Source organism: Methylobacterium sp. Leaf112, from assembly GCF_001423295.1.
In the GTDB taxonomy this organism is placed as follows: domain Bacteria; phylum Pseudomonadota; class Alphaproteobacteria; order Rhizobiales; family Beijerinckiaceae; genus Methylobacterium.
In genome coordinates, this window is the sequence record NZ_LMNG01000034.1 from 157,579 (window position 1) to 178,133 (window position 20,555).

Annotated in this window: 15 protein-coding genes; 6 read left to right on the forward strand and 9 right to left on the reverse strand. The window is 69.7% G+C overall.

What is annotated here, in order from left to right:
- Nucleotides 1-79: 79 nt before the first annotated feature.
- A complete protein-coding gene (locus ASF52_RS21125; protein ID WP_056176574.1) occupies nt 80-2,971 on the reverse strand; it encodes a PAS domain S-box protein in 2,892 nt (963 codons plus the stop codon).
- A 191-nt stretch (nt 2,972-3,162) separates the two neighbouring features.
- Nucleotides 3,163-4,428: an exonuclease SbcCD subunit D gene (locus ASF52_RS21130; RefSeq protein ID WP_056176576.1), complete on the reverse strand. Its 1,266-nt coding sequence runs from the start codon at nt 4,426-4,428 to the stop codon at nt 3,163-3,165.
- Between the two features lie 793 nt (nt 4,429-5,221).
- Between ASF52_RS21130 and ASF52_RS21140 the strand changes: the two genes are divergently transcribed.
- Nucleotides 5,222-6,139 (forward strand): L,D-transpeptidase, encoded by a 918-nt coding sequence (locus ASF52_RS21140; protein WP_056176585.1) that lies wholly within the window; start codon nt 5,222-5,224, stop codon nt 6,137-6,139.
- Nucleotides 6,140-6,159: 20 nt separating this feature from the next.
- Here ASF52_RS21140 and ASF52_RS21145 read toward each other — a convergent pair whose 3' ends face one another.
- The gene (locus tag ASF52_RS21145; protein ID WP_056176588.1) at nt 6,160-7,170 is read right to left on the reverse strand and encodes an alpha/beta fold hydrolase; all 1,011 of its coding nucleotides are present in this window, start codon (nt 7,168-7,170) and stop codon (nt 6,160-6,162) included.
- 106 nt (nt 7,171-7,276) lie between these two features.
- On the opposite strand from ASF52_RS21145, the gene ASF52_RS21150 reads away from it, so the two are divergent.
- Together ASF52_RS21150 and ASF52_RS21155 are read left to right on the forward strand one after the other, a co-directional pair.
- Complete coding sequence (locus ASF52_RS21150) at nt 7,277-8,683, forward strand: MFS transporter (protein ID WP_056176597.1); 1,407 nt, start codon at nt 7,277-7,279, stop codon at nt 8,681-8,683.
- Between the two features lie 144 nt (nt 8,684-8,827).
- Nucleotides 8,828-9,625, forward strand: coding sequence for an SDR family NAD(P)-dependent oxidoreductase (locus ASF52_RS21155; RefSeq protein WP_056176600.1), 798 nt, complete (start codon nt 8,828-8,830; stop codon nt 9,623-9,625).
- A gap of 13 nt (nt 9,626-9,638) precedes the next feature.
- Here the strand turns inward: ASF52_RS21155 and ASF52_RS21160 are convergent, their stop codons facing one another.
- The 6 genes from ASF52_RS21160 to ASF52_RS21185 form a co-directional block, all read right to left on the reverse strand.
- Nucleotides 9,639-10,304, reverse strand: a complete 666-nt coding sequence (locus tag ASF52_RS21160; protein ID WP_056176603.1) for a TenA family protein — start codon at nt 10,302-10,304, stop codon at nt 9,639-9,641.
- Nucleotides 10,301-11,188, reverse strand: a complete 888-nt coding sequence (locus ASF52_RS21165; RefSeq protein ID WP_056176607.1) for an aldose 1-epimerase family protein — start codon at nt 11,186-11,188, stop codon at nt 10,301-10,303. The genes ASF52_RS21160 and ASF52_RS21165 overlap by 4 nt, the downstream gene beginning before the upstream one ends.
- Nucleotides 11,189-11,208: 20 nt before the next feature.
- Entirely contained in the window at nt 11,209-13,140 is a 1,932-nt protein-coding gene (asnB, locus tag ASF52_RS21170) for an asparagine synthase (glutamine-hydrolyzing) (protein WP_056176610.1), read from the reverse strand.
- A gap of 21 nt (nt 13,141-13,161) precedes the next feature.
- Nucleotides 13,162-14,490, reverse strand: coding sequence for a UDP-glucose dehydrogenase family protein (locus ASF52_RS21175; RefSeq protein WP_056176613.1), 1,329 nt, complete (start codon nt 14,488-14,490; stop codon nt 13,162-13,164).
- On the reverse strand, nt 14,487-17,420 hold the full coding sequence (locus ASF52_RS21180; RefSeq protein WP_056176623.1) for a glycosyltransferase: 2,934 nt from the start codon (nt 17,418-17,420) through the stop codon (nt 14,487-14,489). Before ASF52_RS21180 ends, ASF52_RS21175 begins: the two co-directional genes overlap by 4 nt.
- Before the next feature lie 82 nt (nt 17,421-17,502).
- Entirely contained in the window at nt 17,503-18,567 is a 1,065-nt protein-coding gene (locus ASF52_RS21185; RefSeq protein WP_056176624.1) for an HD-GYP domain-containing protein, read from the reverse strand.
- A 265-nt stretch (nt 18,568-18,832) separates the two neighbouring features.
- On the opposite strand from ASF52_RS21185, the gene ASF52_RS21190 reads away from it, so the two are divergent.
- From ASF52_RS21190 to ASF52_RS21200, 3 genes are all read left to right on the forward strand, one after another.
- Nucleotides 18,833-19,336, forward strand: coding sequence for a TIGR00645 family protein (locus tag ASF52_RS21190; RefSeq protein ID WP_056176626.1), 504 nt, complete (start codon nt 18,833-18,835; stop codon nt 19,334-19,336).
- Nucleotides 19,337-19,376: 40 nt separating this feature from the next.
- Entirely contained in the window at nt 19,377-19,712 is a 336-nt protein-coding gene (locus ASF52_RS21195; protein WP_056176628.1) for a DUF2293 domain-containing protein, read from the forward strand.
- A gap of 188 nt (nt 19,713-19,900) precedes the next feature.
- Nucleotides 19,901-20,440 (forward strand): hypothetical protein, encoded by a 540-nt coding sequence (locus ASF52_RS21200; protein WP_056176632.1) that lies wholly within the window; start codon nt 19,901-19,903, stop codon nt 20,438-20,440.
- Nucleotides 20,441-20,555: the final 115 nt, after the last annotated feature.

The window sequence follows — 20,555 nt, forward strand, 5'->3', positions numbered from 1 at the left end:
TGTTCTAGGCCGCCGCGTGCGGCGTGTCCCCCCGGCGGGTCCTGCGGGCTGAGGATAACCGGGCCTGGCGGCCCCGCGTTCAGCCGTCGGCCTGGAACGCCGCCAGGGGGGCGGTGATGCCGCAGGTCACGCCGGTGGGCGGGTAGGCCAGGGCGATGGTGCCGCCGACCTGCCCGGCCAGACCCCGCTCGATGAAGCGCGAGCCGAAGCCCTTGCGGGCCGGTGGCGTCACGGCCGGTCCGCCGATCTCCTGCCAGGAAAAGGTGAGCTGGTCCGCGTCGTCCGCATACTCCACCGACCAGCGGATCGCGACATGGCCGGTCTCGCGGGAGAGGGCACCGTACTTGGCCGCGTTGGTGGCGAGTTCGTGCAGCATCAGGGCCAGCGACAGGGCGGGCTTCGCCCCGATCTCGAGGTCGGGACCGTCGAGCCGGAAGCGTCCCGGCCGGTCCTCGTGCAGTTTGAGGGCGCCGCGGACCACGGGGCCGATGAGGGTCGAGCCGAGGGCTCCGCCCATGAGCAGGTCGTGGGCCTGTCCGAGGGCGATGAGGCGGCCGGCCAGCACCTCCTTGGCCGTGTCCACGTCGACGGCCGAGCGCATGGTCTGGGTGGCGATGGACTGCACCATCGCGAGCAGGTTCTTCATCCGGTGGCTGAGTTCGCGGTTGAGGAGTTCCTGCTCCTCCTCCGCCCGCAGGCGCGCCAGTGCCACGCGGGTCCGGTCGACGATGTTGCGGGCGAAATCGACGAGATCCGCGGTCCACGCCCGGACCCGGTCGTCCTGCAGGCAGAACACCGCCACCATGCGCCCGCGCTCCATCAGCGGGATGTTGATCATGCTTCGGACGCCGAGGCTGGCCAACACGTCCGTGTGCCCCGCCGTGCGCGGGTCCGTCGTCACGTCCGTGATGACGACGTCCTGCCCGCCCTGCAGCTCCGCGAGATAGGTGCCGTAATCGGAAAAGCGATACCGGCCCTCGCGTCCGACGACGCCCGGCCGGCTCCAGTCCCGGGCGATGTCGAGGTGTTCCTGGGTCGGATCGATGGACCCGTAGGCTGCCCGGGCAAGGCCCAGGGTCCGCCCGGCGATCTCGGCGGCCGTGTACGCGATGGCGACGGGATCCTGCACGTCGCGGAGGCGGTCGCCGAGTTCGACGAAGGCGGATTGGCGCTCCTCGGCGCGCTTGCGCTCGGTGATGTCGATGGAGGCGCCCGGCAGCCGCAGGGGGGTGCCGTCGGTGTCGCGCACGAGGCGCCCGCGCGCCAGCAGCCAGCGATGCCCGCCATCGGCTTGGACGATACGATACTCGCAGGCGAAGTCGTCTCCCTGCGCGCCGGCTCCTTCGGTCGCGGATCCCCCAGCCGCGAGTCCCCCAGTCGTGAGTGCCTCACTCCCACTCGCAAGTCCCTCACGCTGAAGTCCCGCCGTATCGAGCCGCCCGGTTCCCGTGCCGGCGAGCATCCGGTCCAGTTCCGCCTGGAACGCCGGCAGGTCGTCGGGGTGGAAATTGCGTACGTAATCCTCGATCGGCGCGCCCCGAGCGGCCCGTTCCTCGTCGACGGCGTAGATGCGTGCGAAATTCGCGTCGGCGTAGACCGTGTCGGTGGCGAGATCCCAGTCCCAGGTGCCGATCAGGCCGGCGGCGTCGAGGGCGAGTGCGAGGCGCTCCTCGCTGCGGCGCAGGCGCAGGCCGGTGGCCTTGTGCTCGGTGATGTCGGTGACGGTGAGGACGGCACCACCGACCACGCCGTCCTCGACGATCGGTGCGTTGGAGGTGATCACGTCGAGGGGCGTGCCGTCGCGGCGGAAGAACACCGTCTCGCGGTGGCGCAGGGCCACGCCGGCCTCCAGGGCCTGCACCACGGCGCAATCCCCGCGGGGAAAAGGGCGGCCGTCGGCGTGGTGGTGATGGGCGGTCGCGTGGAGGTTGCGCCCGATCAGGGTGCCGGCCGGCCAGCCGAGCATCGCCTCGGCGGCCGGGTTGGCGAAGGTGATGGTGTCGTCGGCCGAGAGGCGGAACACCGCTTCGCTGAGATGATCGGTCACGGTCTGGAGCAGGGCGGTCTGCTGGCGCAGGGCCTCGTCGGCCCGGCGCTGAGCGGTGCGGTCCCGCAGGATCTTGACGTAGCCCTCGTGGGCACCGTCCTCGCCCTTGAGCGGCATCATCTCGCCCATGGCCCAGAAGCGCGAACCGTCCTTGCGCAGGTGCCAGCGCTCGTCGCTGGCCCGGCCCATCTCCCGGGCCAGACGCATCTCGCGCGCCGGCGTGTCCCTGGCCCGATCCTCGGGCACGAAGATGCGATCGGCGGCCACGCCCCGCATCTCGGCCTCGCTCCAGCCGAGGATGCGCTGCGCTCCGATGTTCCAGCTCGTGACGCGGCCGTCGAGGTCCGTGGCGAGGATGCCGTAATCGACGGCGCTCTCGATGATCGCCGCGTTGAGACGCTCCCGCGCGCGGCGTTCCTTGAGGGCCCGGCGCAATTCGAGCTGCGCCATCACCTGGCGCGCCAGGGTGGTGAGGAGGAAGCCTTGGGCCTCCGTGAGGCTGCGCGGTTGCGTATCGAGGACGCACAGGGTGCCGATGGCGACGCCCTCCGCCGTGATGAGCGGCATCCCGGCATAGAACCGCACGAAGGGCGCGCCGGTCACGAGGGGGTTTCCCGCCGTTCGCGGATCGCGCGCGGTGTCGGGAACGACGAAGAGGTCGCGCTGGCGTACGGCGTGGGCGCAGATGGATTGGGCCAGGGGCGGCTCTGGACCGTCGAAGCCGACGGCGGCCTTGAACCATTGCCGATCGGCCTCGAGCAAGACGATCAGCGAGACCGGCATGCCGAGGGCCAGGGAAGCGGCCTTGACGAGGTCGTCGAAGGCCTCCTCGGTGGGAGTGTCGAGGATGTCGTATTGAGCGAGGGCGTTGCGGCGGGCCTCGACCTCGTGCTGCTGTGCGGCCTCGTCGTTGGGCGAACTCATCGGGCTCTCATTCGCGGGCGGCAGACCGAATCAGGCATTGCCCGCATCACTCGGCGCTGGCCGATGGCGCCTTGTGCTGTCTTCCTACGCGAAAACGGTCGGTGCATGCTACCGCGCGGGGCGTGCCGCGAAAGACAATTCGGCGGCCCCTCGTCTCCTGCGAGCGCCGATGAAGCGCTCATACTCCCGTCTCAGCCGGCCGTCGCCATGCCTTCCGCCTCGGCCCGGGCGCGGTGGAACACGGCGAGATGTTCCGGGCCGGGTGCTTCGCCCCGGGTGCGGGCGAAGGCGAGGCGGAACAGTTCCTCCGGGTCGCGTTCGGCGAGACGCACAAGGTTCGGGCCCGCCGTCGCTTGAGTCTCGAGGCCCTCGGGCAGGGGCGCCACCCGCACGTCGACCACGCGAACGGGGAAGCCGTCGGCGATGCGGTCGATCTCGGCGCGGTAGCCGGCGCCGAGGCCGTGCCGCGCAAGGCGAACTTGAACGAAGGGCCGTTCATCCAAGGGGTGATCCGCCGGGAGACCGAGGTCCCGCACGAGGATGGTGAGGTGGTCGCTGAGGTCCCCGAGGCGCATGTCTCCCGAGGCCGGCACGCGTAGGAAGGGCAGGGGGCGCGGGATCGGGATGAGTTCGATGTGGGCCGGCCCGTCGCCCAAGGTCACAAGGGTGACCGCGTGGGCATAGGGCTGCTCGGCGGCCGAGAGCGGGATCAGGGAACCGGAATAGCGAACGCTGTCGCGCCCGATCCGCTGCGCCTTGTGCAGGTGCCCGAGGGCGACGTAGCGCGCGTCCTCCGGGAATACGTCGGCCGGCACGGCATGCTCGCCGCCCACGAGGATGCGCCGCTCGGCCCCTTCCGATTCGAGGCCGCCGGCCACGTGCAGATGCCCGGTGACCACGAGCGGCAGACCCGACAGGTGGGGGCGGGCCGCCGAGAACAGGTGTTCGTAGAGGGTCCGAACGGCCCCGACGATGGGCGAGCCGCCACCCTCCGTCGCCCTCTGGAGCGGGGGCAGGCAGGCCGCCGTGGGATAGGAGACCGCGAGCACCTGCGCGGCGATCTCGCCGCCGCGCCGCAGGGGTACGAGATGGTGCTGCAGGTCGACCACGCCGTCGCGGCGGCGCACGTTGCCGACCACGTGGACCCCGATGGCCTCCAGGAGCGGACGCGGCGCCTCCAAACGGCCGGCGGCATCGTGGTTGCCCGCCGTGATCACGATGGTCATCCCTGGCCGCGCCCGGTTCAGGCGCATGAGGACCTCGTAGAACAGGCGTTGGGATTCGCCCGACGGATTCTGGCTGTCGAACACGTCGCCGGCCACCACGAGGGCATCGACTTCGCGTTCGGCGACGATCCGTTCGAGATGGGCGAACGCGAGGGTATGCTCGCGCATGCGGCCGTAGCCGCGCAGGGTCTGCCCGATATGCCAGTCGCCCGTATGCAGGACGCGGATCACGCGCGAACTCCGGGGCGGGTCAGCCCACCCGATCGAGGATGGCGAGCCTACGCCCGCCGAACCGAAGGGAGGCTTGTAGCGGCACGCGCGCCCGGTTTCGAGGGGTGGGCCCGGCGTCGTCCCCACCTCGCCGCTGTTCGATGAACCCGGCGTAGCCTCAGGGGCTTCGGTGCACGCTCACCGGCACGTGGTGACGGTCCGCACCGTCCAGCCTTCGCCCGCCCGCCACAGCTTACGCCGGGCCTGGGTGCAGGCCAGGGGTTCCGGCTCGGCCGAGGTCCATGCGGTGCTCGGCCCATCCGGGCGGGCGGGGCCTGCCGGGGGATCATTTCGGCCCGGCCCAGCCGCCTCGGCCGGCAAGGTGCCGAGGAGGACGCCAAAGAGAGCGAGGAAGGAGAGCAGAAGGCGCGCAAAGGCCGGCACGGGGAGTGATCCATCATGGGAGACGGCCCGTCGCGCGAGGGTCCGGAGGGACCGCGTCGGGGATGGCCTTCCACGTCTATGTCGCAACGGCCAAGCTCGTGGCAATGGCAAAGCTCTGGGCAATCGCCGGATCCGGCGATTTGCATCGATATGGTGAAGACTGCGCTCAGAACGGTATTCGTCCGCCGGTCGAAACTTGCCCGAACGCGGGACGCAGAGCTGATAAGTCATCTGCACGGCGTGACGTGGGCGTCCGGTCTTGCTAGGCCCACGCCCAAGCCTTTCGAAGTCAGGCCTGACCCCGGGGCGAGCCAAAGCCTCGCGGTCGGCCGGCCTCCCCCAAACCCAAGAAGACGGCCCGAGCGACCCGATGTCCCGTACAGCCCCTCCGACCCGCCGCATCCTTCTCACGGGTGCCGCCACGAGCCTCGCCCTCCTCGCGGGGCCGGGCGGTGCCCTCGCGCAGGGACGTGGGCGGTTCTTCGACGACGGAATCGATGGGGATCTCCCCTTCGACGACGAGCGCCTCTACCGCGACGAGGACGGACGTCTCTACCGGCGCCGCGGCGGACGATACGAGCCCTATTCGGAGCGCGGGGTGGACCCGCGCGCCGCGCGCCGCGAGCCCGTCGATCCGGCTTACGAGGAGCCCGACCTGCGCCGTCGTCCGGCGCCGGGCCAGCCGACGCAGCCGACCCAGGCCAGCCGCCCCGTGGATGACGGTCCCATCGACCACGCCCGCGCCTACGCGGCGATCACCGACGAGCCGTTCCCGGTCAACGCCTTCAACTGGCGCAAGGCCAACCCGGCCTTTCTGCGCCAGGAGATCGCCTATACGGGCCGCGAGCCTGCCGGCACCATCGTGGTCGATCCGCGCGCCCATCACCTCACCCTGGTCCAGGCCAACGGCCGCGCCCGACGCTACGGCGTCGGTGTGGGCAAGCAGGGCTTCTCGTGGTCGGGCGTCTCGACGGTGAACTCCAAGCAGATGTGGCCGGACTGGTATCCCCCGAAGGAGATGATCGCCCGCACGCCCAAGCTCGCCCGGCAGGTGAGCCAGCTCCAGAGCGGGCTCGGCGTTCCCGGTGGCTCGCGCAATCCCTTGGGCGCCCGGGCGCATTACCTGTGGCAGGACAACAAGGACACGCTCTACCGCATCCACGGCACCCTCGAGCCGGAATCCATCGGTCGCAGCGTGTCGTCGGGCTGCATCCGCATGATCAACCAGGACGTGATCGACCTTTACGGCCGCGTCGAGATCGGCAGCCGCGTGGTGGTGCTGACCTGAGGGTCGGCACCCGGCGAGGCTCAGTGCCCGTCGAGGAAGTCCAGCACCGTCGCGTTGAAGCGCGACGGGGCTTCCATGTGGACGAGATGCCCGATGCCCGGAAAGACTTCGGCTCGGCCGTCGGGCATCCGCACCGCGAGTGCCTGAGCGTGCGCGGCGTTGTCGCCCATGCTGGCGCGCAGGGGTTCCGGTGCGAAGGCGCGGCCCGGCGCGTTTCGGTCCCTCTCGCCCATCACGAACAGGGTCGGCGCCCGCACCAATGGAATCTCGTGGACCACGGGTTGGCCCCAGATCATCTGGTAGGAATTCACGAACGACCGCAGCCAGCGCGGATATTCGCCCGAGCCCTTCACCCGCTCGCGTAGGGAGACGAACGGCTCGATGGCCGCCTCCGGCAGGGACAGGCTGTAGCTCGTCATGAGTTGGCGGCGATAGACATCAGCGGTCACATCGGCCTCGATGCGCAGGAGGCGCTCGGTCGGCACCGGCGGAACGGTGAAGCGATAATCTTCCAGGCCGATGGGCGCCTCCAGCACGAGGCTGTTGACGCGTTCGGGCGCGGTGCGGGCGAGACGCACGGCGAGCATTCCGCCCATGGAGTGGGCCACCACATCGACACGGGGCAGGCCGAGGGCATCGAGGAGCGCCGTCGTGTCGGCCGCCAGGGTATCGAACGTGAACGGGCCGACCGGCTTCGACGACTTGCCGAATCCGAGCTGGTCCGGTGCCACCACGCGGTAGCCCGCCGCCGTCAGGGCCGCGATCACGGTCTCCCAATAGCTCGACGGAAAGTTGCGCCCGTGCAGCAACAGGACCGTGCGCCCGTTGGGCGTGCCGCCCGCCGGCACGTCCATGTAGGCGAGACGCTGCGCTTCGCCGTCCCGAGTCAGGGCGAGGTAGAAGACCGGGTAGGGATAGGCGAAGCCTTCCAGGGCGATCCCGAGGGGCTCGTCGGCGGCAAGCGCAGGCAGGGGCGTGCCTGCGAGGCCGAGGGCGAGTCCGCAGGCGACGAGAAATGGGGACGCGCGCATTCGGCTGACCTCTGAGGCGACCGGGACGAATGTCATCCGCGGCGGGATCGTTGCGAGGTGACATAGAGCACTTGTCACCGGGTGGGGAACCGTCGCGGGTGCGCACATGACCGAGCCGGCTCCGAATCCCGTCCTCGGGGCGCTTCCCCCGGATCCGACCCAGGACGGTTTGCCCGTGCGCGCGCGCATGCTGGCACTCTTCGCCATCGGGCTCGCCATGACCATGGCGGTGCTCGACGGCGCCATCGTCAACGTCGCCCTGCCGGTGATGGCCCGGGATCTCAAGGTCGACCCTTCGGCGGCGATCTTCGTGGTGAACGCCTTCCAGATCGCGGTCACGGCCGCGCTGCTGCCCCTGGCGTCCCTCGGCGACATCCTCGGGTATCGCCGGGTCTACCTGTCGGGGCTGGTGGTGTTCACCCTCGCATCCGTGGCCTGCGCCTTCGCACCATCCCTGCCCCTGCTGGTCGCCGCCCGAATCGCCCAGGGACTGGGTGCCGCCGGGATCATGAGCGTCAACATCGCGCTTGTCCGGTTCATCTATCCGCACAAGCTCATCGGGCGCGGCGTCGGCAACGTCGCCCTCGTGGTGGCGATGGCGTCCGCCGCCGGGCCGACGGTCGGCGCCGCCATCCTGTCCGTGGCGAACTGGCCGTGGCTGTTCCTCGTCAACCTGCCGGTGGGCCTCGTTGCCCTGGCGGTGGGCGCCCGTACCCTGCCGGTGACGCCGCGCAGCGGCGCGCGGTTCGATTATCGCAGCGCGGTACTCAACGCGCTCACCTTCGGCCTCCTGATCATCGGCGTCGACGGGCTCGGTGAGCCGGGCGGGCATTGGCTCGCCCTGGCCGAGATCGCCGCCGCCCTGGCGATTGGAGCCGTGTTCGTCCGCCACCAGCTGCGTCTCCCGGCGCCGCTCCTGCCCGTCGACCTCCTGCGCATTCCGGCCTTTGCCCTGTCGATGGCGACCTCCATCGCGGCGTTCGGAGCGCAGATGATGGCCTACGTCGCCCTGCCGTTCTACTTTCAGGATGTGATGCGCCTCTCGGAAACCACGACGGGCTTCCTGATGACGCCCTGGCCCATTGCGATCGCGATCATGGCGCCGCTGTCGGGCCGCCTGTCCGATCGCTACGCGCCCGGCCTGTTGGGAGGGATCGGTCTCGCGATCCTGGCCGCCGGCCTCGTCGCCGTCGCCCTGTTGCCGGCCGATCCCAGCGCCCTCGATATCGGTTGGCGCCTCACCCTGTGCGGTCTCGGTTTCGGTCTGTTCCAGTCACCCAACAACCGCATCATCATCACCAGCGCTCCACGCGATCGCAGCGGAGGCGCCAGCGGCATGCAATCGACGGCGCGCTTGACCGGGCAATCCCTGGGCGCGGCCGGCGTCGCCGTGGTCTTCGGTGTGTTTCATGGTGGAGCCGCGGATGCCGTGACGACGGCCCTCTGGTGTGCGGCCGGGCTGGCTGCCTTCGGGGCCATCGCGAGCGTTCTGAGGCGCCAGCGCGGCGAGTGAAGCCCGTATGGTCAACAGAGTGTTTCATGTGAAACACTCCCGTCCCCGATCCGTGCATGGCCGCCGTGCCGATGACGCCCACTTCCGCACACACCGCCACTTTCGTGCGTTGACCCGGCATCCTCCTAAGCAAGGACACCTGCCATGAACTTGGATCTGACCGGAAAGCGCGCACTCGTCACCGGCTCGACCGGTGGCATCGGCTACGCCATCGCCAAGGCCCTCGCGGAACTCGGTGCCACCGTCGCCATCAACGGGCGGGCCCAGGACCGCGTCGCTGCCGCGATCACGCGTCTGAAGGCCGAGACCGGAACCCACGCCTTCATCGCGGCCCCGGGCGACATTTCGACGGCGGATGGAGCCAACCGCCTCGTCGCGGGCCTCCCGGACGTGGACATCCTCGTCAACAACACCGGCATCTTCGAGCCGAAGCCGTTCTTCGAGATACCGGACGAGGATTGGCAGCGCTTCTTCGACACCAACGTGATGAGTGGCGTTCGCCTGTCGCGCGCCTATACCCCCCGCATGGTGACCCGCGGCTGGGGGCGGGTGGTGTTCATCGCCTCCGAATCCGCTCTGAACATCCCCGTGGAAATGGTCCACTACGGGATGACGAAGACGGCCCAGCTCGCGATTTCGCGAGGCTTGGCCGAGACCGTCTCCGGCACCGGTGTCACGGTGAACAGCGTCCTGCCCGGCCCGACCCTGTCGGAAGGCGTCGCCGACTTCATGAAGGCGATGGCGCCGGGCTCAGGCGAAGCAGACCTCGATGCGCTGGGCCGTGCTTTCGTCAAGGAGCATCGCCCGACCTCCCTCATCGGCCGCCTCGCCACGGTGGACGAAGTCGCCAACATGGTTGCCTACGTCTGCAGCCCGGCGGCGAGCGCCACGAGCGGTGCCGCCCTGCGGGTCGATGGCGGCGTGCTGCGCTCCATCGCCTGAGATACGAGGCGGTTCAGACCGGCCAGACCGCCTCGCGGTAGGCCCCGTCCCAGAACAGCCATTCGAGGCGGGTCGCCTGGGCGTAGGCGTGGTGCATGCGGGCCAGGATCTTCGGCGAGGCGTCGACCGCCGCCTCGTCGGTGGCGGCGATCATCGCGGCCACCGCCTCGCCGAACTCCTCGCCCGCATAAGTATCGATCCAGGCCCGATACGGGTTGTCGGCCCCGGCCCGGGAAAAGATATCCTTGCCGACCTCGGCATAGATCCAGAAGCATGGCAGGAGCGCGCCGAGCACCACTTCGTAGGGTTCGGCGTAAGCGGTGGCGAGCAGGTAGGAGACGTAGTGATCGCAGGGCGGCGACAGGGGCGTCGCCGCGAAGGTCTCGGGTTGGATGCCGTAATCGCGAAAGAACCCGCCATGCAGGGCACGCTCGACCACGATGGCGGTCTCGGCGGCGCGGGCGAACTGGACGATGCGGTCGGGATGCGGCGCCTTGGCGGCGGCGAGGGCGAGAGCCCGACCGAAACCCGTGAGATAATGTGCGTCCTGGACGATGTAATGGGTGAACCGGGCCCGGCTTAAGGTTCCGGCGGCGAGCTCGGCGTTGAACGGCATGGTGCGGATCGTCTCGTAGGCCGTTGCATTGGCGGCCCAGGCGTCGGCGGAAAAGGTGCTCATGGGGCGGCGGCCTCGCGGGACAGGGTGACGCCGTGGCGGGCACGGCCTTTCGGCGCCAGGAGGCGCTGGGAGTCGCGGCGCGCCAGTTCTCCGGCATAGCCGGCCCAATCGGCATGACCGGTCCAGCATTCGAGGGACAGGAACGGCGCGGTCGGTTTCGTCCACACGGCGAGATGCGGGAAATCCGAGACTTCCATACGGATTGCGCTGCCGTCGGGCGCGCTGAACCGCATCCATTCGCTGGCGGCGTCGCGCAGCACCAGGGCCTCGGTGAACAGGTCAGGGGCGAGGGGCAGGGTCGCGCCCTGGAGGGGGATCGCCCGCTCCTTGCGCAAGAGCAGGCCGCCCCCGCCGACCTCCGGCACCAGGGGGCGCTCGGGATTCTGGAAATCGACGCGGTAGCCACCGTCCGCCGCCCGCTCGCCGCCGGCGAAGGGCCACGGAAAGGCCGGGTGGAAGCCGAGTGCGTAGGGCATCGGTGCCGGGCCGGTGTTCTCGATCCAGATCTCGAAGTCGAGGATGCCGGGGCCGACCCGGGCGGTGATGTCCAGGCGAAACGGGAACGGATAATGCGTGAGCGTCGCCGCGCTCTCCTCGAGGCGCAGGGTCACGCTGTCGTCCGTGCGCTCCAGAACCGTGAACGGCAGATCGCGGGCAAAGCCGTGCTGGGCCATGGGGTAGGATTGGCCCGCCACCGTCACCGCCCCGTTGGTCGAGGCGCCGACCACGGGAAAGAGCCAGGGGGCGTGGCGATCCCAGTGGGCCGGGTCGCCGCTCCAGAGGTACTCGGTGCCGCCGACATGCCAGGAGACCGGCTCGGCGCCGTGTGTGGCGATGACCGCCTGCGTGCCGTCCCCGGCCGTGATGGTGATCCGTTCGCCCATGGCGATCCCCGCTCGTTCCGCTATCCGTCCTTGTGGGCCGGGCGCGCGCCCGACGCCAGCCGCCATGCCTCGAAGGCGAGGATCGGCCAGAGGCCGACGGCATGGTTGCGGGTGCCCGTCTGATGCTCCGCGAACAGGGCGCGCACCCGTGCTCGGTCGAGAAGTCCGCCGCCGAGGTCGGGACTCAGCAGAAGGTCTCCGGCATAGGCCCGCAAGGGGCCGCGCAGCCAGGAGGCCAGCGGCGGAGCGAAGCCCTGCTTCGGCCGCTCGAAAAGGATGCGGGGCACGTGCCGGGCGAGCACCTCGCGCAAGAGCCATTTGCGGCGGCCATCGCGCACGAGGAGGTGCGGCGGCAGGCGCCACGCGAATTCGACCACCGAACGGTCGAGGAGGGGCACCCGGGCCTCGAGCCCCGCCGCCATGCTGGCGCGGTCGACCTTGGTCAGCACATCGTCGGGCAGGTAGGCGAGGGTGTCGAGGCGGCGCATCCGGTCGAGGAGCGAGCCCGCGCCGGGCCAGTCCATCGGACTCGGGACACCGGACACGCCATTCGCCAGAGTGCGGGCGTCCGGATTGAGGGTGAGAAGCCGGCTATAGAAGGCGAAGCCGTCGCCGGGCAGCTGTGCGGCGGCCTTGCGCAGGCGGTCGGGGGCGTCGGGGCCGCCCCACGGAGGGGGAAGGGCGCGCGCGGCGAGTGCCAGGGCGGCCTGCGGCATCCGCCCGGCGGCCCCGGCCGCCGCTCGCCGCAGGAACCTCGGAATTGGTTCGATGCGATCGGCGAAGCGGGTGGCCAGGGCGTAGCGGTCATAGCCGGCGAACAGCTCGTCGCCGCCATCCCCCGATAGGGCGACGGTGAGGCCCGCTCGCCGGGTCGCGGCGCAGAGGAGGGCGGTGGGCAGGCCCGAGGGATCGGCCAGGGGCTCGTCGTAGATCTCCGGCAGGCGGGCGACGAGGGCGAGGGCGTCGGCCTCGCGCACCGGGATGGTGGTGTGGTCCGTACCGAGATGGCGGGCGACGGCCGCCGCGTGGCCGCTCTCGTCGAAACGGGGATCGTCGGTGAAGCCCGCCGCGAAGGTTCTGGGCGCCTCTCGGGCGCCGACCATGAGGGCGGCGACGAGGGAGGAATCGATGCCCCCCGAAAGGAAGGCACCGAGCGGCACGTCGCTGGCCATCTGGCGACGCACGGCACCGGTGAGCAGGCCTTCGAGTGTCTCGATGGCGTCGGCGTCCGAGCCCGCGAACGGATCGGCGCGACCGGCCGCGATGACCGCGTCGAGGCTCCAATAGGGAGCGACGGAGGGAGCCTCACCGGGACGCCATGAGAGCAGGTGACCGGGTTCGAGCTTCCTGACGCCGAGATAGATCGACCCCGGTGCCGGCACGTAGCCGTGGCGCAGCAGGCTCGACACGGCCGCTGGATCGATGGTGAAATCCGCAGCCTCGCAGGCCGTCAGGGCCGCCAGGGTCGAGCCGAACAGCAGGCGCTCGCCCGTTGCCGCGTAGAACAGCGGCTTCACCCCCATCCGGTCGCGGGCGAGCCAGAGGCAGCCCTCCGCCCGGTCGTAGGCCGCGAAGGCGAAGATGCCCTCGACCCCGGCGAGGGCTCCGGCGACGCCGTGCCGGGCGATGAGTTCGACGAGGATCTCGGTGTCGGATTGCCCGGCGAAGGCATGTCCGGCCGAGGCCAGCGCGGCACGCGCGTCGTGCGTTCCGTAGAGTTCGCCATTGTAGGTCAGCACCCAGCGACCGTCGCGCGAGGGCATGGGCTGGGCCCCGGCGGGGCTGAGATCGCGGATGGCGAGGCGCCGATGGCCGAGCGCGACGCCACCCTCGCCCCACACGCCCCGTCCGTCCGGCCCACGATGGCTGAGCGCATCGGCCATGCGGCCGGCTTCATCCGCGAGGCGGCCGGGCGAGAGGCGTGGATCGGCGATCCCGGCGATGCCGCACATGGGGTATTGTCCGAAAGACCGTCAGGGACCGGTGGCGGCCTCGGCGCCGGGCACGCCAATCCCGACGTAGCGGAAACCGTGCCGAGCGACATCGTCCGGTCGGTAGACGTTGCGCAGATCGACCACCGTGCGGCCGGGCATGCGCTCGGAGAGCAGGGCCCAGTCGAGGGCGCGAAACGCGTTCCACTCCGTCACGATGACGAGGGCGTCCGCTCCGGCCGCGCAAGCGTAGGGATCCTCGGCGTAGGCGATGTCGGGCATCAGCGCGCGGGCGCCCGCCATGCCTTCCGGATCGTAGGCCCTGACCCTGGCGCCGCCATCCTGCAACCCGGCGACGATGGCGAGGGAGGGCGCGTCGCGCATGTCGTCGGTATTGGGCTTGAAGGTCAGCCCGAGGAGCGCGATGGTCTTGCCGCGCACGGAACCGCCGCAGGCGGTCGCGATCTTGCGGGCCATGGCGCGCTTGCGCTGGTCGTTGACGGACACGACGGCTTCGACGAGGCGCAGGGGGGTGCCGCAATCCTGCGCGGTCTTGACCAGCGCCAGGGTATCCTTCGGGAAGCACGAGCCGCCGTAGCCCGGCCCGGCATGTAGGAATTTGCCGCCGATGCGGTTGTCGAGACCGATGCCGCGCGCGACCTCCTGCACATTGGCGCCCACCTGCTCGCAGAGATCCGCGATCTCGTTGATGAAGGTGATCTTGGTGGCGAGGAACGCGTTGGCGGCGTATTTCGTCAGCTCGGCCGTCCGCCGGCCGGTGACGAGGATCGGGGCCTGGTTGAGGTAGAGCGGCCGGTAGACTTCGCGCATCACCGATGCCGCGCGTTCGTCCTCGGCGCCGATGACGATGCGGTCGGGCCGCTTGAAATCCGAGATCGCCGCGCCCTCGCGGAGGAATTCCGGGTTGGAGACAACGGCGAACGCGGCGTCGGGCCGAGCTTCGCGGATGATGCGTTCGACCTCGTCGCCGGTTCCCACTGGCACCGTCGATTTCGTCACCACCACGGTGTAGCCGGAGAGCGAGCCGGCGATGTCGCGGGCGGCGGCGTGAACGTAGGACAGGTCGGCGAAACCGTCGCCGCGCCGGGACGGCGTGCCGACGGCGATGAACACCACCTCTGCCTGGGCCACGGCCTGCGCGACATCCGTTGCGAAGGTCAGCCGGTTGTGGCGGACGTTGTCGGCCACGAGGGCGTCGAGGCCCGGCTCGAAGATCGGGATGCGCCCGGCCTCGAGGGCGAGGATCTTGGCCGGATCGGTGTCGACGCAGCACACGGTATGGCCGAAATCGGCAAAACAGGCCCCGGAGACGAGCCCGACATATCCGGCGCCGATCATGGCGATCTTCATGCGGTGATGTCCTTCGCCCTCGGCGGTGGCGCAGCCTTATCGTCCCCGGTGACCGAATAATAGTCCCGCAGCAGGGACCGATAGCTGGCAAATCTGATGTTGGTCGGCACTTTTGCCGACGAAGTATCGGAGAGATCGAGGGACAGCAGGCAATCGTTGAGCCGGCCTGGATCGTTGGCGAGGGCGGGATCGAGGCAATGGCCGGCGCCCGCGGCGCGCAGGCGGTCGGCCGGTGCACCAAGGTCGAACACCGCTACGGGAAGTCCCGAAACCAAGGCGATGGACAGGGTGTAGCAGTAGGTTTCCGGCCAGATCGATGGGATCAGGATCAGGTCGATCTCGTGCTGGGCGAGAAGGGCCAGGGCTTCCTCGCTGCCCGCGTAGCGCCCCGTCTCGGCGATGCCGATGGCGTCCATCTTCTGCGGAATGTCGGAATAGCCGACGATGGTGAAGTCGATGGCGAGACCTCGCCGTCTGGCGTCGCGGGCCAGGGCATGGATCACGTTCGATCCCTTGTGCGCGCCGATGGCGCCGAGCACCCCGATCCGGCGGACGGAACCACCGCGCGGTGCCGCGCGCGGGGCAGGCGTGGGCAGATCTTCCTCGTGGGGGGCGACCGTGATGGCGAGCGGCCCGAAGATCGCTTCGATGCGGGTCGCGACATCCTGCGACGGGGCGAGGAGACGGTCGGCCGCTCGGTAGAACGCGCCGTAGCGTGCCATCCGGTCCTGGCCCGGTCTGGCTTCGGCGCAATCGCAATCGGCGCAGGGGCGCCCGCCCGGCAATCCGCAATACAGCCCCTCGCGGGTCACGAGATGGTTGCGCAGGCAGACGCTGGAGTAATCGTGCAGGGTGACGACGGTCTGCCCGGGGGCGGCCTCGATCAGGTCCATCAGGACGGGTACGGCCGTCCCGTCGAGGCCGTAGAACGAGTGAACGTGAATGAAGAGCGGGCCAAGCCAGGAAAGGAATCGCGCAAGGATGCGGTAGTCGTCGTGCACCGACAAGGCGCGCAGGGATGGGGTGTAGGGGCCTTCCGCGCCGAAAAGCCCGACCTCGACGTAGGCTCCCTCGGTCACCGTGAGGGTGACGACGCGGACCCCCTCGTCGGCGAGGCGCCCGGCGAGGTGATCGGCATGGACCGAGGCGCCCCCACCCTTGGCGTGGACGACGAACACCGCGGCGCGCGGTCCCGCCGCCCGCGCCAGACGGTAGAGATCCAGGTTGAGACGCACGTCGGCGGCCGGATCGGTGGCGACGAAGCGCTCGATGCGCAGGGTATAATCGGGGTGCTTGGCAAGCAGCGCGGCCTGGCCCTGCGTATACTCGGAATCGTAGACCTCCGAGAACGACACCTTGCCCGAATGGTAGACGAACACGTCCGCCGCGAGGATGTTGCGTCCGCCCGCCTTGAGGACGCGCATGCAGTAATCGTTCTCTTCGCCGTAGCCCTTGCCGAAGGCGTCCGCGTCGAGGGGGCCGAGCTGCGCGATGAGCGATCCGCGCATGTAGAAGCAGAAGCCGACACCCGTCGGCACCTCGACCCAGCGGCCCGCATTGGCGGCCGCCGCCCCTGCGTCGAGGGCCCGGGGCGAGAGTTCGAGGGCAACCGTGTTGTTGCGGTCGGAATCGGGATAGCTGCAGATCGTCGCGTTGTTGGAAAACGGCGTGATCGTGCCGACCCGTGGATCGCGCGCCGCATGGGCGAGCAGGCGGTCGATCCAGTCGCCGAACACGATGGTGTCGCTGTTGAGCAGGATCACGTCCCGCGCGCCCGTCATGTCGAGGGCGCGGTTGATGGTGCCGACGAAGCCGAGGTTGGTTGGGTTCTCGTAGTAGGTGAACAGGCCCCGCGCGGCGAGCGCCCGCAAGGCATCCGTCAGGGGCGCATCGGGACTGCGGTCGTTGAGCACGAGGAGAGCGAAGGGCGCCGCCTGCGGCTCCGCCAGCACCGCGTGGAGCGCGCGCAAGGTCTCGTCGTAGCCTTTGTAGACCGGCACCACCACGACGACCCGGGCGGCGTCGAGGGCGGCGGCGGCCGGGACCGCATCCCATTCGGCGGCACTGGGTGCCCGGGTCGGTGGCCACTTGGTGTTGCCGAGGGGGTTGGGCTTGCGCCCCTCCGCCCGGCCGAAGCGCAGGTAGTGGAAGAACGGATTGGTGCCGCTGAGGATCAGATCGGGATTGGTCCTGACGTAGTACGATGTCCAGAACAGCTCCGTCGGATCGCGGCCCTCCTTCCAGCCGTGGCTGGCATAGTGGGTCGCGGGGTCCATCCCCGAGGCCGCCACGTCGGCGTAGCTCGCCCGGTAATGGGCGGCATCGAACTCCGGTCGAATGGCCGCGACGATGTCGGAGAGGGGGGTCCGGTCGCCATGGGCCTGCCCGAAGGCCGGTGCCGTATTCGTCGAGACGTAATGATAGAAGGGACTGACGTTCAGCAGGCGGACCTGCGGGTGGGCGTGGAGATAGGCGGTCCCGTCGAAATCCGGGCGCGGGTCGAGGCCCCGCCGCCACCCCACCGCCAGATAATCGAGGAGGGCCGTTTCGGGATCGACGATACCCGTGAGCGAGCCGTAGTACCGCGCGTCGAAATAGGGGCGGACCACATCGGCTTGCACGGCGTGGAACGCCTCGGGCGTTGCCGGCCAGGTCTGTCGGCCGGCACGGGCCGCCCCCGACTCGACATGGGCTTCGAGGGGGTTCCGCTCGATCCCGGCGGTCTTGAGGTACCTGTCCTTGTAGTACAGGGTCGAGAAGTTCGGCGCCGGGTCGCGGCCCTCGCGGAATCCGTGCCGGAGATAATGATCCAGCGGACCGCCGCCGTAATCGCTGACATCAGGGTACTGGGCAGTATAATAACCGGGATCGAACAGCTTTTGAATACGTCGCGAGCGTATCGAGAAGAATGAATACGCTTTCTGCCTCATGACTTACTGTGATCCTCCCACGGCAGCGTGTTCCGTACGCGCTCGCGGTCCGATCGGTCAACCCGCGCGAGGGCGCGGCCCCTCACGTGGCCGGCACTTTCGCGAGGGGCGCGACGACGGCGCTGCGGAAGGCGCGCAGGAGGTCGACGTCGAGTTTCGGACCCATGTCCCGCATGATCTCGTGCGCCTCCTCGTGAGGCAGCGGATCGCGGTAGGCCCGCCGCTCCGTCAGGGCGGAATGGATGTCGCAGATGGTGACGAGGCGCACGAGGTCGGGAATCTCGTGCGCCGACAGGCCGTCCGGATACCCGCTGCCGTCGAGCATCTCGTGGTGGTGTCGCACCACGGCGAGCATGTTCGCGTCGAACCCCCCCTGCGCTTCCAGGAGATTGGCGCCGACGGAGGGATGGGTGCGCATCACCGCCATCTCGTCGGGGCTGAGCCGGCCGGGCTTGTTGAGGATCGCCAGGGGGATCCGTGATTTTCCGATATCGTGCAGCAGGGCGGCGCGGGCCAGACGCATCTGGTCGGCCCGGGCGAGCTTCAACCCGCCCGCGAAGGCGGCGGCATAGCCGGCCACGCTCAGGGAGTGCTGGTAGAGTTGCTGGTCGTAACTGCCGATGACCTCGAGCCAGGTCCGGATGCCGCATTCGGAGATCGTTTCGAGGATCACCTCGGTGCCGGCATCGACGGCGGCAGGGGAGACGGCTTCACCGCGGCGTGCCGCATCGAAGGCCTCGCCCACGGCGCGATTGGCCAGATCGGCCTTGGCGGTAAAGCGGGCCGTTCGGTCGAAAGCCCGTGTCCGGGCGGTCTGGACGACATCCATGAGACTGAAGACCGCCGCGAGCACGGTCTTGCGCGGCGTGTCGGTGGGCAGGAACCGCGTCGGGGCCGGGCGCGTCGTGATGGGCTGGAGGGCGAGTTGCAGGCTCGGGATACGCAGGCCATGCAGGCGGGCGACCCAGGCCTCGGCCGCCGCCTCATCGCGGCTGACGTCCACCACCGCGAGCAGGGGCCGTTGCGCCGGCATTCCCGCCCCGGCCGCGATCTGCCGGCAGGCGACGACGGTGTCGATCGCCTGCACGAGGAGACCCGCCTGCTCCGGGCGGTCCGAGATGACGAGAACGGAGGATTCCTGTGTCACGCGTGCGTCCGCTCGCAATGGCGCACGTTCCAGTCCCGAAACGGGCGAACTGTCACCTCTATCAATATCATTATCGAACACTTCACTACAAAATGTTTCACGCGCCCGGGTTTTCGCGTTGGGGCAAGCGAAGGCCGGGCCAGGGCTTGTGCTGGCCCGGTCCGCTTCCCAAGGCCCCCGGCGATCCGCTGCCGGCGCGGCAGGCTTGCCGGGTCCTTACCCCCATGCCACATGCCCGGCTCGATCGCGGCGGGGACGAGCACGGATGGTGGAGCGGATCTTCGAGCGGGTGCGGTTCGCGAGCCGGTGGCTTCTCGCCCCGTTCTACGCGGCCCTCGGCATCGGCATCGTGGTGTTGCTGGTCAAGCTCCTCCGGGAGCTGGCCCATTTCGTCCTGCACATGTGGGACGCCACCGAATCGCAGGTGGTGCTCGGCGTCCCGACCATGGTCGACCTCTCGCTGACGGCCTCGCTGCTCATCATCGTCATGTTCTCCGGCTACGAGAACTTCGTCTCGAAGATCGACCATGCGGACCACAAGGACTGGCCCGCCTGGATGGGCACCATCGACTTCACCGGGCTCAAGCTGAAGCTCGTCTCCTCCATCGTGGCCATCTCGGCGATCTCGCTGCTGAAGGCGTTCATGGACCTGAAGGCGATGAGCGATCGCGACTTGTACTGGCTGGTGGGCATTCACATGGTCTTCGTGGTCTCGGGTCTGCTCATGGCCCTCACCGACCGAACCATCGCCGGGCACCACGAGTGGTGAACCGGGCGAGCGCCCCACGGACTGGTTCCTGGAGTGCTTCATGGACCGGCACTTGAACCGGCGCGAGGCGGTGGCGGCCGCCCTGCTGCGCCTCGCGCCCCGCCTGCCCGAATTCGAGGCCGGCGCGATCCTCGACCGGGCACTGGCGAGTCCCAGTCTGCGCGGGGCGGCTCCGGAGACGGCCGCTTGGCTCTGCCTCGTGGCCTATGGCCGGCATGTCTTCACCGACTACGATGCCCTCCTGGACGACGGCTACGATCGCGACAGCGCGCGCCACTTCGTGCTCGACGATCTCAATGCGGCCCTGGGAGCCTGGGGCGTGCGCCGGCTGATCTCCGAGGAGGAAACCGACCGGGAAACGGACGGCGAGGGCTGACGTCGGTCGCGGGCTTGTGCCGTGCCGGCCCTCGCGGCAGTCTCGCGTGGGCAGGCGGTCTCGCGTGGGAAACGTCGGACCTGGGCCGGCGGGCGGAGGCCGGGATTCATGGGGCTTGGTGAATGCGATATTCCGGAGAACCAGATCGGCACCCGGACGAATCTATCCGTGGCGTCGGTTTGAGGCGGATGCGCGTCGCCGTCGCGGTCCTGCTCCTCGCAGCGGGCACCGCCGAGGCACAGGAGCCGGCCCGGTCCGCCGAAGTACCACCCGGCGCCTCGGCCGATTCGGCGGCCTGCACGGGCTTCGACTGGGCGCTCCTGCGCGAGCAGGCGTGGTTCGCGGCGCCCGGCCTGCCGCAGGTGGCGAGCGGCGGCACCCTGCCGGTGGGGATGCCGGGCGCCCTGCTCGGTCTGAAGCCGCAGGCGGAGGTCGTACCGCCGTTTCCGCCCTCCCGCGAGGCGAAGCCCGGGACCTATGGCGGCGTGCTGACCGTTCCGGCTCCGGTCACGCCGGGCCTGTATCAGGTCACCTTGTCCGACCGCGCCTGGATCGATGTCAGCCAGGATGGCAAGACCCTGCGGTCCCCGGTGGCCCACACCATGCGACCGGGTTGCGCGGTCCTCGCCAAGAGCGTTCGCTTCCAGCTCGGCGCCGTGCCCATCACCATCGTGGTGAGCGGGGCCGAGGCCGATACGATCCGCATCGCCGTCGCGCCCGCCGAGTGAACGTCCCGCGCCGCCCCTCGATCGGATGTCGGTTTCCGGCCCGCGTGCCGCGGCGCGCCGAAGGTTTTGTCGCGCACACGCGGTCGCGCCGCCGCCGCCGATGGGCTAGCCTCGC